Source organism: Streptomyces canus (assembly GCF_030816965.1).
Classification (GTDB): domain Bacteria; phylum Actinomycetota; class Actinomycetes; order Streptomycetales; family Streptomycetaceae; genus Streptomyces; species Streptomyces canus_E.
In genome coordinates this window covers 10,494,159-10,509,594 of sequence record NZ_JAUSYQ010000002.1, presented here as the reverse complement: position 1 = coordinate 10,509,594, position 15,436 = coordinate 10,494,159, and the positions used below count along the sequence as shown (strand labels likewise).

Sequence of the window (15,436 nt, the reverse complement as noted above, 5' to 3'; positions counted from 1 at the left end):
ATATGCAGCGCTGGCGCGCTGCATAGGGAGCGGCTCCGCTGACGCTCCGCCAGATTCCCGCGCAAGCGCGGGAATCGAATTCCGCAAGCGGAATTCTGAGTGCGTTTCAATTCGCGTAAGCGCGAATTGAGGGAATCCCGCAAGCGGGATTCCTGGGGCTGGCGGCAAGAGGGGGTGCATCGCGCGCGGGACTGTGTAGGGTTTGGGATTCCCAGCCACTACCTCTGCAAGGGATGTGACGCACTGTCGGCCTGACGGAGTGCCGGCGCCTTGTTGTAGTGACGGGGTTCCGCTGCGCTCCACCCTGAACCTCTCCCCCACCGTCTACCTGTCCCCACTGTTCATCAAAACCCTGTCTGTATATAGGACAGTCGACCGTTCGTGGGTGAGATTGAGTCACTGTGCCATCCTCGGGTGTGAAGTTGGCGTATGGGTGATGCATCATGACTTGTGGCTGTGTAGAGTCTGGGATCAGATGCTACACCCCTACCGCCGCGCACCTTGCGCCTGGATTCTATTTGTTATTACGTGCCGCATTCCGAGAAAAAGGAGAACACGGGGCATGGCCGTGAAGCTGCGTGATCACCAGATCGAGGCCGTTTCCGCCATTGTGCGGGGTCTTGATGTTCCGCCGGGTGGTATTCCCTGGAATGGTCTTCGTGGGCAGGTGCACGCGGCGTGTGGGACGGGGAAGACGATTATGGCTGCGGTGTCGGCGAGGCGGCTTGTGCCCAGGGGGCGTGTGCTCGTGCTGGTGCCGACGCTGGATCTGCTGGCGCAGACGGTGAGGGCGTGGCACGAGGTTGGGCACAGGGGGCCGGCGGTTGCGGTGTGTTCGCTCCAGGACGACCCGGAGCTGTGGTCGTTGAAGGTGCGTTCCACGACGAACCCGGTCCAGTTGGCGCTGTGGCACGGGCAGGGGCCGGTCACCATCTACGCCACCTATGCGTCTTTGGGTGTTCTGGCGGAGGCGTTCGAGGGTGTCTACGGGCAGAAGCTTGATCCGGTGGATCTGGCGGTGGTGGATGAGGCGCACCGGACGTCGGGGTCGATGGGTAAGGCGTGGGCGGACATCCACGATCAGAGTGTGATCCCGGCGTTGCGGCGGTTGTATCTGACGGCGACGCCGCGGATCTGGGAGGAGCGGCTGGGCCGGGAGGTTGCTGAGGGGGTGCGGGATCCGCTGCCGCGTCAGATGGCGGCTTCCATGGATGACGAGAAGGTCTTCGGGCCGGTCCTGTACAAGCTCTCGCTCGCGTCGGCCGTCTCCCGGGGCTTGCTGGCGCGGTACCAGATCATCGTGCTGGAGCTGAAGGACCCGGTCGTCACGCCGGAGAAGCTGATGGGCGAGGAGCGGCACACGGAAGAGGTACGCGGGCAGCGCCTTGGAGCCTTGCAGGCCGCGTTGCTGCACACGATGGCGCAGCATGACCTGTCGACGTGCATCACCTTCCATCACCGGACGATCGAGGCTCAGGCGTACGCGGAGGGTCTGGAGCGGGTTGCGGCGAAGCTGCATACCGATCAGCCCGAGACGTTCCCGGCTCGGATCTGGGCGGACTGGCTGTGCGGGGAGCATGTCCCCGAGCGTCGGCGGGAGGTTCTGGGTTCGTTCGGGTCCACGGCGCAGCGGGCCGTGCTCTCGAACTGCCGGGTCCTGGGTGAGGGCGTCGACATCAGAGCCGTGGATTCAGTTGCCCTGCTGGACCCCAAGGGGGCGCCGCACGACATCGTCCAGGCCATCGGGCGCGCTTTGCGGCAGAAGCCCGGGCAGGGCAAGCTCGCCTCCCTGATCGTGCCGGTGTTCCTCCAGCCGGGAGAGCAGCCTGAGGACATGTTCACCTCCGGTTCCTACCGGCCCCTGGTGAAAGTCCTGGAGGGCCTGCGGGCCCACGATGAAGAGGCCGTGGAACTGCTCGCGATTCCGCAGGAGCCGCAGAAGGACGTGGCGCAGCCGTCCGTGAACATCGGTGTCGCCCCAGAAGAGGGCGAGGACGAGTCTCGCCTGCTGCTGCGTTTCGCGGCCCCCCGGGATCCGGTGATGGTCGCGGACTGGGTCTCCTTCAACGTGATCGACACCGAGCGTCAGGACTGGGCCCGCGGCTGGGCGAAGCTGAAGACGTACGTCGAGCGGGTCGGGAACGCGAGGGTGCCCTACGGACACCGCGAGGGCGCGACACCACTGGGGCAATGGGTCGCAGAACAGCGACGCGCGTACGGGGCCGGGGAGATGACCGGCCGGCGCGCCCAGCGGCTGGAACAGCTCGGCATGGTCTGGTCCGTCGCGGATGAGCGGTTCCAGGAGAACCTGGAGGCCGCCAAGGCGTACTACGACCAGCACTGGACCCTCTGCGCACCGAGGTCGGCGACGATGCTGGGCAAGCCGTTGGGGATGTGGCTCGCGAATGTGCGGCGACCCGGCACGCTGGAGGGCCATCCCGAATGGAAGACAGCCCTGGAAGCCGTCGACGAGGACTGGAACCCGGAGTGGCCGGCCGAATGGCAACGCCACTACGCCGCACTGCGCGAACTCGTACGCGACGAAGAAGGCCAAGCCGGCGCGGTGGAAGTCCTGCCCGGCGTCACCGTCCACGGCATGGACATCGGGAAGTGGTTGGCCCGGCAGCGGACGCCGAAGGTCTGGGAGGGCCTGACGGACGGGCAGCGCGAGCGCATGGAACAACTCGGCATCACACCGCTCGCCCCGGCCCCGGAGCCGGAGGCACCCGCGAAGCCGTCCACGACGCCCGTGGGGGCCTTCGAGCGGGGTGTAGCGGCCCTGGCACGGTACAAGGCCCGGGAGGGCTCCGTGACCGTCCCACGGGGGCACGTAGAGCGACTGGAAGACGGAACCGAAGTCCGACTCGGAGTGTGGATCATGAACCAGAAGGGCCGCCGCGCCAAGCTGACCACCGACAAACTCACCGCACTCGCCGACCTCGGCCTCAACTGGGCGGAATCCTGACGCTGTTGGGCCGCTCCCGGACGCTTTGTACGACCCGGGGTCTTTCGTTGGCCCGGGCCAGCGGCATTGCACTGGAGTGCGTGTAGGCACTGGGATCCCGGGTCGCTCCCCGCTCGGGCTATGTGGCGACCGCGGCCTTCTCGTAGAGAGCGAAGCCGTGGCGGAGCATCCGGACGGAAAGCTCGGTGGCTCGCGGCGGAACGTCGGTGTTGCTGGTGAGCTTGGCCAGGTTCACATTGCCAGGGGACGGCGCTGGGCCGATCACCGCGGCACGCTCGAGGCCATCGCGTGGAAGTACCGCGCCAACTCGCCCTGGCGGGACACCCCCGAGGAGCTCGGCTCGTTCCAGACGGCCCATAAGCGGCTGATCAGGTGGGCCGTCGACGGCACATGGGAGAAGATCTTCGCCGCCGTCCTCGCCGCAGCGGTTGCCGTCGACGACATCGGCTGGACCGTAGTGCTCACTAATCGGACAGACACATCCGATCAACTGACCGACCCATCAAAGAGACACGCTCTAGCGGTGTTTGCAGGCCGCAGGAAGGTCCGGGACGGCTGTGGGCTGGGCGGAGTACTTGCCTATGGTGAGTCCCCGCATGAGTGCACCTTCGAGGCTGACAGCACGGTCACGAGCTGTTCGCGCTCTTCCGGCGTTCCTTTGTCTGCGTGCTCAAGGACTCAGATCAAAATGAGGTCTTCAGGCGTCGCCGGCAGATGATCGCGCAGCCGAGGGTGAGGAAGGCTTGGTGGATGTCGGTGCGGATCTGCCAACGGAGGCGCAGTCGGCGGAACCAGTGCAGGAGGGCGAGGGCTGCTTCCACGACCCATCGGCTCTTGCCCAGTCCGCTGCCGTGCCCGGTGCCGCGGCGGGCGATGCGCGGGCGGATGCCCAGCTCGCGGACCTGGCGGCGGTAGATGTCGTGGTCGTGGCCGCGGTCCGCGTAGAGCACATCGGGGCGCCGGCGGGGTCGCCCGCGCTTGCCGCGGATCGGTGGCACGGCGTGGATCAGGGGCAGGAGCTGGGTGACGTCGTTGCGGTTGCCGCCGGTCACGGTGGCGGCCAGCGGGATGCCGTGGGCGTCGACGATGACGTGGTGCTTGCTGCCGGTCTTGCCCCGGTCTACCGGTGAACGCCCGGTGGCGTCCCCGCCCTTCAGGGCCCGCAGGTGGGAGCCGTCGACGGAGACGCGGGACAGGTCGAGGATGTCGCCGGCGCGCAGTTCGGCGAGCAGAAGCTCGTGCAACTGCTGCCACACTCCCGTCTCATTCCAGTCGCGCAGCCGCCGCCAGCAGGTCATCCCGGAGCCGAAGCCCAGCTCCTGCGGCAGGACCTCCCACCGGATCCCGGTGTACAGCACGAACAGGATCCTGCACATGACTTTGCGCTGCTCAAGCCGCATGCGTCCGGGGTGACGGCAGCGCCGCGCCACCACCGGCAGTAACGGCTCGATCCGCTCCCACAACCCGTCCTCGATCTCCCACGGCTTGCGCGTGCCCGCCCCCGTACCCGTACCCGCTTGCACTCTCGTATCGGCGAGGAGAGGGCAGACTGAGGGATGCTCATTCCGTTGGGCCCGTGGCGTCGGGCTGCCCTTCCCGTGTGAACCAAGGTCCGCGGTCCAGGCGGTCCTGCACGACTTCGCGCGCGTCGGGGTCGGCGAGGCGGTCGGCGAGGCGCTGGGCGCGGGCTTTGAGTTCCCTCGCGTCCGGGGTGCCGGTGGCGGCGGCCGTCCGGGCCCGGACCTCGGTGGCGAAGGCCCGGTCCCAGTCGGTGAAGTCATCCGGGTGCTCGGCGATCAACTCCGCGTAGCGCGGGGCGTGGTGGGCGGCAACCTGAGGGCGGCCCATGGCCAGGGCAGTCTGGGCAATGGTGTATTCGCCGCGGCCGTGGTGGGCCGGGGTGCCCGCCTCCAGCCAGTGGTAACACGCCGCGTAGGCCTGGTAGAGGGCCCGGTCCTGCTCGGCGCGCGAGGTGTCCGGGGGTGAGGTCGAAGAGCAGGCCCCCGAGCGCGTGGTTGAGCTCGACGGCGAACCCATGGGTGCAGATCACGTGCGCGCGGTTGGCGGTTACCGAACGCAAAGACCACGTCCTGCCAGCGGGCGAAGCCGTGTTCGCGGGCGATGACATGCTGCGCGTCGCGTATGGAGAAATCGACCGGGTCGACCGGGCCGGTCTTGGCCGCGCGCTCGGCGGCACCGGGCTTACTGCCCTGGACGGCCAGGCGCAGGTCCTTGGCCTGGTTGCGCAACTGCCCCAGGTCGGCCAGGGCGGGAAGGGCGGGGGTGGTACCGGTCACAGCAATGTACCTCCAGGTCACGGCCCACAGGCAGCCTCGCCCTCCCGGCCATCGCCACCACCGGCACCCTGCACTTCACCCACGTCCTGCACCACAGCGACACCCACAAGGCCCTCGCCCTGACCACACTCACCGCCGGCTGCGACGCCGTCATCACCATCTGCCGCACCTGGCAAAAGACCACCGCACCCGCGCAGCACAGCGCCACCCAGGCCCGCCCGGCCACCTGACCCGCTCAAGCTGGCAGACACAGTCCGCCAGCTCGCCCCTCCAGCGCTCCGACCAGGGCGGAGCACTTTCCGTGTCCCGACACGGGCCACCGCGCTGCGACATCGGCCTGCCGCGCAGATCCCGCACTGCGCTGACAGCGCCGCACTTGGTACGGCGCGTCCCGGGAGACGCCCCTGCCAGATGACGGTCCATCAGCGAGCGTAGACCGGCCCCGGCCCGCTACGGAGATCACGACCCGCTCGTGATCTCCGAAGGGGAGGCCAGTGCGCCAGCAAGGTGGCGTCGCGGGAATCGAGCATGGCGGCGAACTGACGTACCAGTTCGTGGGCTTGGTCCAGTTCCGGGCAGTGCTCGAGCAGCCGCCTGAGTGCCTCGGTGACGTGCATGCCGCGCCGGGATGGCGCGGTGGTGATCCAGCGGGCGCCCTGCCGGGGCGACGGCGGTCGTTCGCGGCGTGTGTCGATCGGCAGGCCCTGGCGAAGCGGCGCGATGGCCATCTTTGCGCGCTGCTAGTGGCCCCGGTAGCCCTTGGCGATGATCTCCTGGTGCAGCACCGGCGCGGTGTGCTCGCCTTCCTCCCACCGCTGCCGCAGATACTCCAGGTACGGATCGATGCTGGTGGGTCGGCGGGAGGGGGTACGGCGTACGCACTCCTGCCAGGTGGCGGCCCGCGCGTATTTGCCCACTGTGCGCCTGTTCAATCCCAGCTGGTGGGCTGCGGCGCGGAGTGAGATGCCGGCGCCGGTCACCGCGTGCACCGCATCGAAGAGGTTCTTCGCGTGGCGGCGGGCCCGGGTTTCGGCCTGATCGGACGGTGCCACTTGGCTCGGTGGCGGCGATGCCGCTTCAGGACTGCTGAGGGCAGGCAACTGCGGTGTGCTGCGGCAGTGTCCCCGATCCGCTTCGACAAGCCCTGCCACAGATGGAAGCGGTCGCTGACCTGCACCGCGTTGGGGGCGCCGTCGGTGATGCCCTGCCGGTAGACCAGCGCCCCGTCCCGGCAGACGACCTCAGCACCGGGATGCGTCCGCAGCCAGGCGGCCAGCTCCTCGGCGTCGCGCCCTGCCCACAGCTTGATCGGCAGCCGAGACTTGGCATCCACCAGCAAAGTTCCGTAGACGTCCGCGTACAGCGCGAAGTCGTCCACGCCCAACACTCGCGGAGTCGCTGCCGCGGGAAGGGGCGAGCGCATCAAGTGGAACAGCACACTCGTCCGCGACAACGGCACCTTCAGAATCTGCAGAAGCCGGGCGCCGCCGCGGGCGGCGAGCACCACCCCGGCCATCTGCACCAGGTGCTGCAGCAGCAGACTTCGGCGCTGATAGCGCACCGTCAGCCCCTCCACCTGGTCAACGAACGTTCGCCGACCACAACCCGGCCCGGCGCAGAACAGCCGCCGTACCGACAGCCCGATCACGACCGGGCGGCCGCCGACCGCAACATCTGCCAGCGTGCGGCGGCGGTCCTGTCCACCACGACCTCCTCGCTGCCCGTCGCGTGTCCGCGGCCGCAGTCCGGACACGCCACCGTCAACTCCCGGGTCCAGGCGCCGCTCGCTCCACGCCGCCCGCCGCCCACATGCGTTCTACCCGCACCGCATCGAGGAGCGGAGACACGATCCGTACGAGGTCATCACACTCCTCGACAATGCCGAGTCCTGTGACGGGGTGTCACCGGCGCACGGGGCACACCCCACTTCACGGAAATCTTGCCAGGGCCACTCAGACGAGTACACGGACAGAGGGGGTCATCACCTGCGACCACCCGGCCACGGCCTCTGTGCTGAACGGGAAATCCGGCCCCGGGAGCGGAAGGCGCTGCGCTTCGAGGTCGACGGCCAACTGGTGTACTCGGCGATCGTCCGGCATCCCGGGACGAGGTGCCCGCTGCGGGCCCTCCACCAGCGGATCGCGGCCGGCGCGGGATGCAGATCGCGATCATCGCGGTCGCCCGGAAGATCGCCGTCATCGCCTGGCACCTGATCACCAAGGAGCAGGACTACGCTTTCGCCCGCCCGAGCCTGGTTGCCTTCAAACGCCGCAAGCTCAAGCTGACCGCCGACGCCGAACGCCGGATCGCCCGCCGCGGGGCGGGCTACGACTACAACAACAAGCAACTGGGCCGCCACGAACGCGAGATCGCTGAACAGGCCGAACACGCCTACGCTCTGCTGGCGGCCCAGTGGCAGCCCACGCGCCCGATCGGCAGGCCCCGCCTGCCCGCCATCCCCGGCGCTGGCCCGCGACCCGCCCTCCTTGACGATTACGTCCGTCGACCAGATCTTCTTCCAGTGCGCCGGCGGGAAGTCGGCGAACGCGGTGATGTCTGTTGCCGCATCCAGCAGCATCGCCTTGACCTGCGGGAATTGCCGTCCGAGCATGTCGGCGACCACGTCCAGCTGGGTGCGCACCTGCTCGCGGGTGGTCTGCGCGAAGATCGTGCGGATAGTGGCGGCGACCATCTCTCCTGAGCCCCGCTCTCCGAAAACACGTCCCGGACGAAGTGAACCCGGCACCTTTGCCAGGCCGCGCCGAGGAAGACGGTGCGGATCGCGGCCACCAGACGCTGTGGCTGTCGGAGATGACCAGCTGGACATTCTCCAGGCCACGGGCCGCAGCGAGCGCAGGAACTTCGTCCAGAACGGCTTCGACTCGCTGTCGCCGACCCTCACGCCGAGGATCTCGTGGTGCCCGGTCGCGGACATCCCGGTCGCGATGACCGCGGCCTGGGACACCACCGGCGTCTGTGACAGCGAACCCGCCGGTGACGAGACCTGCGGCGGCATGCGACCCGGTGCATAGCAGATCAGGAGCCCCTTCTGGCATACAGGTCGCGGCGGTTTCGAGAGCGACATGCAGGCCCCTCCGAGAGCCTCGTCCGTCATACGTGCGTCACCGCCAGGCCGTGCGTCAGACGCGCGCCGACACCGGTTGATGCCCCGACCGCAGGCTATGCGGTGGCGGGCCGTGTCACTGGGACTGTGTCTGTCGGCGATCACGGAAACGTCACAGGGGCGATCGAGAAGGCGCTTCGTCGGCCGCGTGGCAGCGGACACACCGGGATGACAGCATCGGCACAGCACATTCCGGCAACAACGCGCTTTCGGGGTGGTTCGGGTCGGGGCAGCACTCAGTACGTTTCCGCCGAACTACGGACGGCGGATCGAGGAGTGTGCGCGTGTTCAACCAGAACCGAGTCCTGCGAAGAGTGGCCGCTGTCGTATCCATATCCCTGGTCGCAGGATGCGGCGTCTTCTCCAGCAGCGCGGGGGGCGGCGGGCCGATCGTCGTCGGGACGACCAGCGCCCCCAGCACCCTCGATCCCGCCGAGTCCTGGGACGGCTCCTGGGAGCTGTTCCGGAACGTCTACCAGACGCTCCTCGCCTACCCGAACGGTGCCACCACCCCCCAACCCGATGCCGCCAAGACCTGCGCCTTCACGGACTCCGGCAAGCGCACCTACCGCTGCGAACTGCGCCCCGGCCTGAAGTTCACCGGCGGCGACACACTCGACGCACGGGCCGTCAAGTACTCCATCGACCGGATCCGGACCATCAACGCGCCCGGCGGCCCGGCCGGACTGCTCGGCAGCCTCGACCGGGTGCAGGTGCTCGGCGACCGCGAGGTGGTCTTCCGCCTCAACAAGGCCGACGCCACCTTCCCCTTCGTGCTCGCCACCCCGGCCATGTCGATCGTTGACCCCGACGACTACCCCGCCAGGTCGCTTCGCAGGGACGAGTCGGTGCACGGCTCCGGGCCGTACACCCTCAAGTCCTACGAGGAGGGCAAACAGGCCGAACTCGTCCGCAACGACAACTACCAGGGCTTCGCCGACCGGCAGAACGACGCAGTGACCATCCGCTACTTCGATGATTCAGCCACGATGGTCGAAGCCCTGCGGTCCGGGGCGATCGATGTCACCTACCGCGGTCTTGCCGCGTCCGACATCGTTGCCCTGCAGTCGTGGAACTCCACCGACCTGCAGCTGATTGACGGTGTCGGTGCCGACATCAACTATCTGGTGTTCAATCCCAAGGACCCATGGGCCGGGATTCCGGCCGTGCGCAGGGCCGTTGCCCAGGTCGTAGACCGTCCCGCCATCGCCTTCAACGTCTACCAGGGCACCGTCGACGCGCTCTACTCCATGGTTCCGGCCGGGCTGACCGGCCACACCGCCAGCTACTTCGACGTATACGGCGACCCCAGTACCTCCAAAGCCCGCCAGATCCTTGCTGACGCCGGCATCACCCAGCGGGTCCCGCTCACTTTCTGGTACACGACTGACCGCTACGGCTCGGAGACTGTGAAGGAGTTCCGGGAGCTCAAGCGGCAACTGGACGGCTCGGGCCTGTTCACCATCACCCTCAAGAGCAGGCCGTGGAAGACGTACGTGGTCGGTTACCAGAGGGGCGAGTACCCGGTGTTCGGGCGCGGCTGGTTCCCCGACTTCCCCGACGCCGACAACTTCATCGCCCCCTTCGTCGGCGACCACAACACCCTCGGTACGCCTTACCCGTCACCCGTGATCACCGGCAAGCTGCTGCCCGAGGCGCGCGCCGAGAACGATCGCGGCGAGGTCGTCGAGGACTTCGAGAAGGCCCAGCAGATCCTCGTCAACGACGCCCGCCTGATCCCGCTCTGGCAAGGACGCCAGTACATCGCGGCCAGCGACGACATCTCCGGCGGAGAACAGGCGCTCGACCCCTCGACGATCATGATGATGTGGAAGCTGCACCGCAAGGCCAGTTGGTGAACCGGCCGTCCGTCCGGCGCTGCTTGTCGGTGATTCCCGATGTGGTTCGTCAAACCTTGATGACGGTTGGCGGCGTGGGTTCTTCGGTGCAGCGACTGCGGTTCTTGCTGTCCGAGTCGACGTGGGACCACCAGCTTGGTCCTTGACATCCGGCATCGAATGGTGCGTCGAACTTGATCACTCGGTTCGGTAACCGGCGTACGCCGGAAGCGGCCTTCGTCTGAACATGTGCTCTGACCAAGGAACACACACGTCCAGCACGAAGGCCGTGAGGATGAGTCTGCTGCATCACGACGCCTTCGGAGGCGTTGGCGCAACTGTCATGTTTCCGGGGTGAGTTCTGCTCCTGCCTGACCGCTCTTTCGGACGCGTTGTCCGAGCTGGCCGATCCAACCGGGACTACCTGCGCAAACGCAGGATCCGCTGCATGATTCCGGAGAAGTCCGACCAGGTCCGCAACCGCAAGAGGCGGGGCGCCCGCGCGGCCGTCCGCCGAAGTTCGACAGGGCCGACTACCGCGAGCGCCACGCGGTCGAGTGCGGGATCAACTGCCTCAAGTGTCAGCGGGCGGTGGCCACGAGATACGAGCATCAAGCTCGCCGTCCGCTACGAAGCCACCGTCACTATCGCCGTCATCAACGAGTGGCTGTGACGGTTGCGGCGCAGACATCGCGCCGCACGAGGTTCACCGCACTGGTCCCACAGGGGGCCACGGAGCCCAGGGAAGAGCCCCACGCCAGCCCGGCCGACCGCGGGCCCAGCCCTGAAGCATTTCAGCAACAGGCTCCACGGCGAACGCCTCGTGCGTGCGCGGCACCCGAACGTGGAAGTGCCTGTCTGGGCCACCATCGCGGTATTCAACCTGGTAGCTGAGGTCATCGTTGAGATAGACCTGCATGTAGTACTGACCTGCCGGTTCGAGGTCGAGTCGCTGAACCACGACAAAACGCCAGGTCAAGCTCATATCGGCCAGTAGATCGTGCAGCTGATCGTCAGAAGGGTCGTCCCAGGACGTCCCACCCCACTCAATGGCCCGCAGCACCGGTGTTGCCATGAGGGCGACTGTACTGGCCGATCACACTGCGGACATCAGCAGGCTGCCGCTTATGAAACAGGCCGTAGCTTCAATGCCGTGCCCAGCCGGGCCGCCGCCGCCTCACCAATCTGCGCGGCCCAGCCTCTCGCTTGGTCGGCGCTCGTGTGACGATCGTGGAGCTTTGGCTGTGAGCGTGGGCCGCAGATGTCCAGCCGGCCGTCCGGCGAGCGTCTTGACGCCGCACAAGGTGGCTTCCATGTTGGTGCGGAGCTCGTCGACCTCGGCGGGTTCGAGTGCGTAGTTGCGGCGCATGTCGGCCCGGCCTTGGGTGACGAGGGCACGGCAGGTGCCGCAGACTCCGCCCTTGCATGCGAAGGGCAGGTCGGGGCGAACCTGCTGGGCGCCGTCGAGGACGGTGCCGTGACGCGGGGCGGAGAACGTGGTGGCCCTCCCGTCCAGGACGACGGTAACTTCGCTCGTCGGCCGGTCGTCCGTGGCGCCGTCATGATCGGCCGTGGTCCGTGCGGGGGGTTCCTCGTCGGCGTGGAACAGTTTCTGGTGGACGCGGTCGGCCGGGACACCCAGTCCGGAGAGGACGGCACGGGCGTCGCGGACCACGCCGTGCGGACCGCGCAGCCACCCGTGGTCGGCGTCCCGCGCGTCGATGAGACCGTCGATCAGCGCGAGGAGCCGCCCGGTGTCCAGGCGTCCCGAGAGCATGTCCGCCTCGCGCGGTTCACGGGAGAGGACGTGGGCGAGGTGGAAACGGGCGGGATACCGGTGTGGGCTCCATCCCGGCCGGAGTCGGCTATGGCGGTGACGAGGGTCGAGTCGTGTAGGCCGGCCTGGGTACGGTTCAGTCCGGCCGACCGGAGCACTTCGGCGGGTTCCGACCAGGTCCGGTGGGCGACGGCGGCCGGAGCAGCGCCAAGGGGAGCCGCGGTGCGGTCGGCCAGCAGTTCCCGCGGCCAGGGCGTGACCGAGTCCAGGGCTGCCTTCACGCGTCGGCGGGACTCCGTGGTGCCGTCACCGAGCCGCACGGTCCACTCGGCGGCGTAATGGCGGTGGTACGGGTCGGGTCGCAGGAGTTGGTGGTGACCACACTCGACGACCATGTCGACATGGTGCCCTTCTTGATGAACCCGGTGTCATCGATGATCAGCACGCCGTCCGGGCCGAGCTGTTGCCCGGCGTACTCGCGCAGGTCGTCTCGAACGGCATCAGCGTCCCAGCGGGCACCGGTTGTTCGCGTCCTGCGGCCGGCCCCTGGTGGCTATCCCCCACGCCGGGCACGCTCTGTTCGCCGCCGCCCGGGCCGTCCGGTTCCTTGGCGACGACGAAGACACCGATGAACACGAGGGCCATCCCTGCCAGGTGATAGGGATGGAGGCTCTCGCCGAGGAACACCACGGACAGGACTGCGCCGCTTACCGGTGTGAGTGCTGTGAAGGCGGCCGCGATCGTGGTGTCGACGGTGTCCATGCTGTCGTACATGAGAACGGCGGCCACACCGTTGACGGCCACCCCGGTGTACACCATCAGCGCCCAGGTCTGCCAGGAGATGTTGGTGAGCATGGCCCAGTCGAACTCGATGGCGGCCGGAACTGCGAACATGAGAGCACCGGCGGCCGACAGGATGAGTGACAGTGTGGCCGGGGGAATGGGCCTGGTCAGGAGTTTGCCGAAGGTCATGAAGACGGCCTCGCACAGGACCGCGCAGACCAGCAGCACGGCGCCGAGCGCGAGATGGGAACCTGCCGAACCGCCTGAAGACCGGGCGCTCATCACGTTGATACTCAAGGCACCCAGCACCGCGAGGGCAATGCCTCCCGCCCTGCGTGAGGAGATCCTTTCTCCGAGAAACACCAGGGCGACCACGCTGATGGAGATCGGCACCATGCCCAGAACGACGCCGGCTTCGATGCCCCCGGTGAACTTCACCCCGTACATGGCGAACACGCTGAAGAGGAAGACGCCGAGAACGGCCTGTGCGAAGAGCACCGAGCTGTCCCGGCGTCCGGGACGCACCCGGTCCGGGGACTTCACCGCCACATAGACCGCCAGGACGAGACAGGCGCTGACCAGCCTGACGAAGGTGGCGGTGAAGACAGGCACCTCGCGCAGGATCAGTTTGCCAGCGACGAGATAGGAGCCAAGCAGCACCGTCGCCACGGTCATCTTGAGGTACACGGCACGCATGAGATCAAGCCCTCCCAGAGGTCGCCGCGATGGTCGGTCGCTGGCCCTGGTCGAACAGCCGGTTGGTGCGGGAGGCGGCTGCGATGTGCGGCCCGCTGCTGAGCGGGGTCGCCTGCACCGCACGCCGGGTGTCGGTCGCCGCGATCTTCAAGGCTTTCATGGGGCAAAGATGAATCAACGAAACAGTGAAGTCAAGCTACATCTTCTACGCATGTACTTAAGATGTACTCATGATTGATGTGAAGCGGTTGGTTATCCTGCGTGACCTGGCCGAATACGGGAAAGTCAGCATCGTCGCGGGTCTTCACGGGGTCACGTCGTCGGCCATCTCACAGCAACTCCGGGCGCTGGAAGCCGAGGCCGACGCCGCACTGGTGTACCGCGAGGGCAGAGGTGTGCAGCTCACGGCCGCCGGCAGCGCCCTCGCCGCGGAGTGCGAGCATGTGCTCGCCGCACTGGAACGGGCCGAAGGCGCCGTACGCGCCCTGGACGACGACCTCAGCGGCGAGCTGAGCATCGGCTGCGCTCCCAGCGCCCTGACCTCCGTGGCCGCCCCGCTCGTCGCGGCGCTGGCCGCGCTCCACCCCGGGCTACGGCCCAAGATCATTCAAGCCGAGCCGGAGGACGCCGTCCTCATGCTGAAGCAGCACAGCCTGGACCTGACGGTGTCGTACCGCTATCACCTGCTTGGCACCAAGCCCCCGAGCGGAACCACTGCCGTCGAACTCTTTCACGACCCGCTCAGGCTCGCCGTTCCTGAACACCTGCGGGAGGCAGTCGGCCGCGAAGGACTCGGCGTCCTGCGCGACCGTGCCTGGATCTCCGCCCCGGAGCCCAGCAGCTGCCGCGAAATTCTGCTGCATGCCTGCCGCAATGCCGGGTTCACCGCCCGCATCGAGCACAACTGCGACGATCTTCGCTCGGCACTGTCCCTCGTCGCGACCGGGCTGGCCGTGACCATTCTCCCCGGCCTGCTCTGTGACGCCCCGCCCGCCGGCACCGCGATCCTGCCGCTGCCAGACCCCGGCCGCACCATAGAAGCCCTGGTGCGCTCAGGCACTGAGTCACACCCCGTGATCGCCGCGACTCTTGCCGTCTCCACCCGACTCGCGAAGAAGCGTCCACCGACGACGCCACCCATGTGAACCGCTCGGCGTTCGCAAACCTGGTCGATGGTGAAGAAGTACTGGCGGATATACCGCAGATCAGCCTCGGGCTCGCCCGTGCTCGCCTGCCGCCACGATTGCCCGGCCAGGTCGTCGACGCTGTAGGCGCCCGCGACAATGCCGCCAACCGGCTACCTTCGCCCCGCTGTTCTCGTGTTCGACGAGGTGGGCTACCAACCGCTGGAGCGGGCCGAGGCGAACCTGGTCTTCCAGGGCATCTCCAAGCGTTACGAGAAGAGCTCGATCATCCTGAGGGGCCAGGTCTTTCGGCGACGAGGTCTTGGCCACCTCGATTCTCGACCGCCTCCTGCACCACTGCGAGGTCGTCTCCATCAACGGCAACAGCTGCCGGCTCAAGAACCGTCTCCAGGTCATCGAGCGGGACACGGACGTGGCTTGAGCGGTGGTGCACACAACTTCGTACTCGGTGGTGCACTCAGACGAGTACGCGGACAGGGACGGCCTGTCCGCCCACTGGAGCCGGGCGATGCGGGCCTGGGTCGCCGAACAGGACTGGCTCACCCTGGAACGATTACCCGCCCACGCTCCCGAGCTGAACCCGGTGGAACTGCTGTGGTCCTCGCTCAAGAAGCGTGAACTCGCCAACCTCGCCGGCGACCAGCTCGCCGATGTCGCCGACGCCACCGAGCAAGGCATCCACCGCATCAACGCCAACCCCCGACTGCCATGGTCATTCCTCGCACATACCGGTCTGACCATCCGCCCACCACACCCACCGAACTCACGAAAGGATCAGTAAGAACCCCTAACGAAACGAGCGACGGGCAAC

The 15,436-nt window shown here is 67.5% G+C and carries 12 protein-coding genes and 6 pseudogenes; 6 read left to right on the top strand and 12 right to left on the bottom strand.

The window, feature by feature from the left end; genetic code table 11:
• Window positions 1-562: 562 nt before the first annotated feature.
• Together QF027_RS49385 and QF027_RS49380 are read left to right on the top strand one after the other, a co-directional pair.
• Window positions 563-2,965, top strand: a complete 2,403-nt coding sequence (locus QF027_RS49385; protein WP_307072092.1) for a DEAD/DEAH box helicase — start codon at window positions 563-565, stop codon at window positions 2,963-2,965.
• Between the two features lie 241 nt (window positions 2,966-3,206).
• Window positions 3,207-3,422 (top strand): annotated as a pseudogene (locus tag QF027_RS49380) (transposase); the annotation flags it as partial.
• A 226-nt stretch (window positions 3,423-3,648) separates the two neighbouring features.
• Here QF027_RS49380 and QF027_RS49375 read toward each other — a convergent pair.
• The 6 genes and pseudogenes from QF027_RS49375 to QF027_RS49350 all read right to left on the bottom strand — a co-directional run.
• Window positions 3,649-4,440 (bottom strand): IS5 family transposase, encoded by a 792-nt coding sequence (locus QF027_RS49375; protein ID WP_307072091.1) that lies wholly within the window; start codon window positions 4,438-4,440, stop codon window positions 3,649-3,651.
• Between the two features lie 85 nt (window positions 4,441-4,525).
• Window positions 4,526-5,002 carry a hypothetical protein gene (locus QF027_RS49370; RefSeq protein ID WP_307072087.1) on the bottom strand — a complete coding sequence of 159 codons (477 nt, stop codon included), beginning with the start codon at window positions 5,000-5,002 and terminating at the stop codon, window positions 4,526-4,528.
• Between the two features lie 682 nt (window positions 5,003-5,684).
• Window positions 5,685-5,990 carry a hypothetical protein gene (locus QF027_RS49365; protein WP_307082219.1) on the bottom strand — a complete coding sequence of 102 codons (306 nt, stop codon included), beginning with the start codon at window positions 5,988-5,990 and terminating at the stop codon, window positions 5,685-5,687.
• Between the two features lie 12 nt (window positions 5,991-6,002).
• Entirely contained in the window at window positions 6,003-6,194 is a 192-nt protein-coding gene (locus QF027_RS49360) for a hypothetical protein (protein ID WP_307082217.1), read from the bottom strand.
• 44 nt (window positions 6,195-6,238) lie between these two features.
• Window positions 6,239-6,838, bottom strand: coding sequence for a transposase (locus tag QF027_RS49355; RefSeq protein ID WP_307082215.1), 600 nt, complete (start codon window positions 6,836-6,838; stop codon window positions 6,239-6,241).
• A 921-nt stretch (window positions 6,839-7,759) separates the two neighbouring features.
• Window positions 7,760-8,230, bottom strand: a pseudogene (locus QF027_RS49350) (transposase); the annotation flags it as partial.
• A 440-nt stretch (window positions 8,231-8,670) separates the two neighbouring features.
• Here QF027_RS49350 and QF027_RS49345 point away from each other — a divergent pair.
• On the top strand, window positions 8,671-10,245 hold the full coding sequence (locus QF027_RS49345) for an ABC transporter substrate-binding protein (protein WP_307082213.1): 1,575 nt from the start codon (window positions 8,671-8,673) through the stop codon (window positions 10,243-10,245).
• Window positions 10,246-10,930: 685 nt separating this feature from the next.
• Here the strand turns inward: QF027_RS49345 and QF027_RS49340 are convergent.
• From QF027_RS49340 to QF027_RS49320, 6 genes and pseudogenes are all read right to left on the bottom strand, one after another.
• Entirely contained in the window at window positions 10,931-11,299 is a 369-nt protein-coding gene (locus tag QF027_RS49340; RefSeq protein WP_307082211.1) for a hypothetical protein, read from the bottom strand.
• A 255-nt stretch (window positions 11,300-11,554) separates the two neighbouring features.
• Window positions 11,555-12,058, bottom strand: a pseudogene (locus QF027_RS49335) (2Fe-2S iron-sulfur cluster-binding protein); the annotation flags it as partial.
• Window positions 11,959-12,396 (bottom strand): Phenylacetic acid catabolic protein, encoded by a 438-nt coding sequence (locus tag QF027_RS49330; RefSeq protein ID WP_373432487.1) that lies wholly within the window; start codon window positions 12,394-12,396, stop codon window positions 11,959-11,961. The pseudogene QF027_RS49335 and the gene QF027_RS49330, both read right to left, overlap by 100 nt.
• A gap of 2 nt (window positions 12,397-12,398) precedes the next feature.
• A pseudogene (locus QF027_RS49965) lies at window positions 12,399-12,515 on the bottom strand (IS701 family transposase); the annotation flags it as partial.
• 110 nt (window positions 12,516-12,625) lie between these two features.
• A pseudogene (locus QF027_RS49325) lies at window positions 12,626-13,459 on the bottom strand (DMT family transporter); the annotation flags it as partial.
• A 25-nt stretch (window positions 13,460-13,484) separates the two neighbouring features.
• Window positions 13,485-13,640: a hypothetical protein gene (locus tag QF027_RS49320; RefSeq protein ID WP_306972275.1), complete on the bottom strand. Its 156-nt coding sequence runs from the start codon at window positions 13,638-13,640 to the stop codon at window positions 13,485-13,487.
• 70 nt (window positions 13,641-13,710) lie between these two features.
• Between QF027_RS49320 and QF027_RS49315 the strand changes: the two genes are divergently transcribed.
• From QF027_RS49315 to QF027_RS49305, 3 genes and pseudogenes are all read left to right on the top strand, one after another.
• Window positions 13,711-14,625 carry a LysR family transcriptional regulator gene (locus QF027_RS49315; protein ID WP_307082209.1) on the top strand — a complete coding sequence of 305 codons (915 nt, stop codon included), beginning with the start codon at window positions 13,711-13,713 and terminating at the stop codon, window positions 14,623-14,625.
• Between the two features lie 153 nt (window positions 14,626-14,778).
• Window positions 14,779-15,046 (top strand): annotated as a pseudogene (locus QF027_RS49310) (ATP-binding protein); the annotation flags it as partial.
• 27 nt (window positions 15,047-15,073) lie between these two features.
• Window positions 15,074-15,406, top strand: a complete 333-nt coding sequence (locus tag QF027_RS49305; protein WP_306972277.1) for a transposase — start codon at window positions 15,074-15,076, stop codon at window positions 15,404-15,406.
• The last annotated feature ends 30 nt before the right edge of the window (window positions 15,407-15,436 follow it).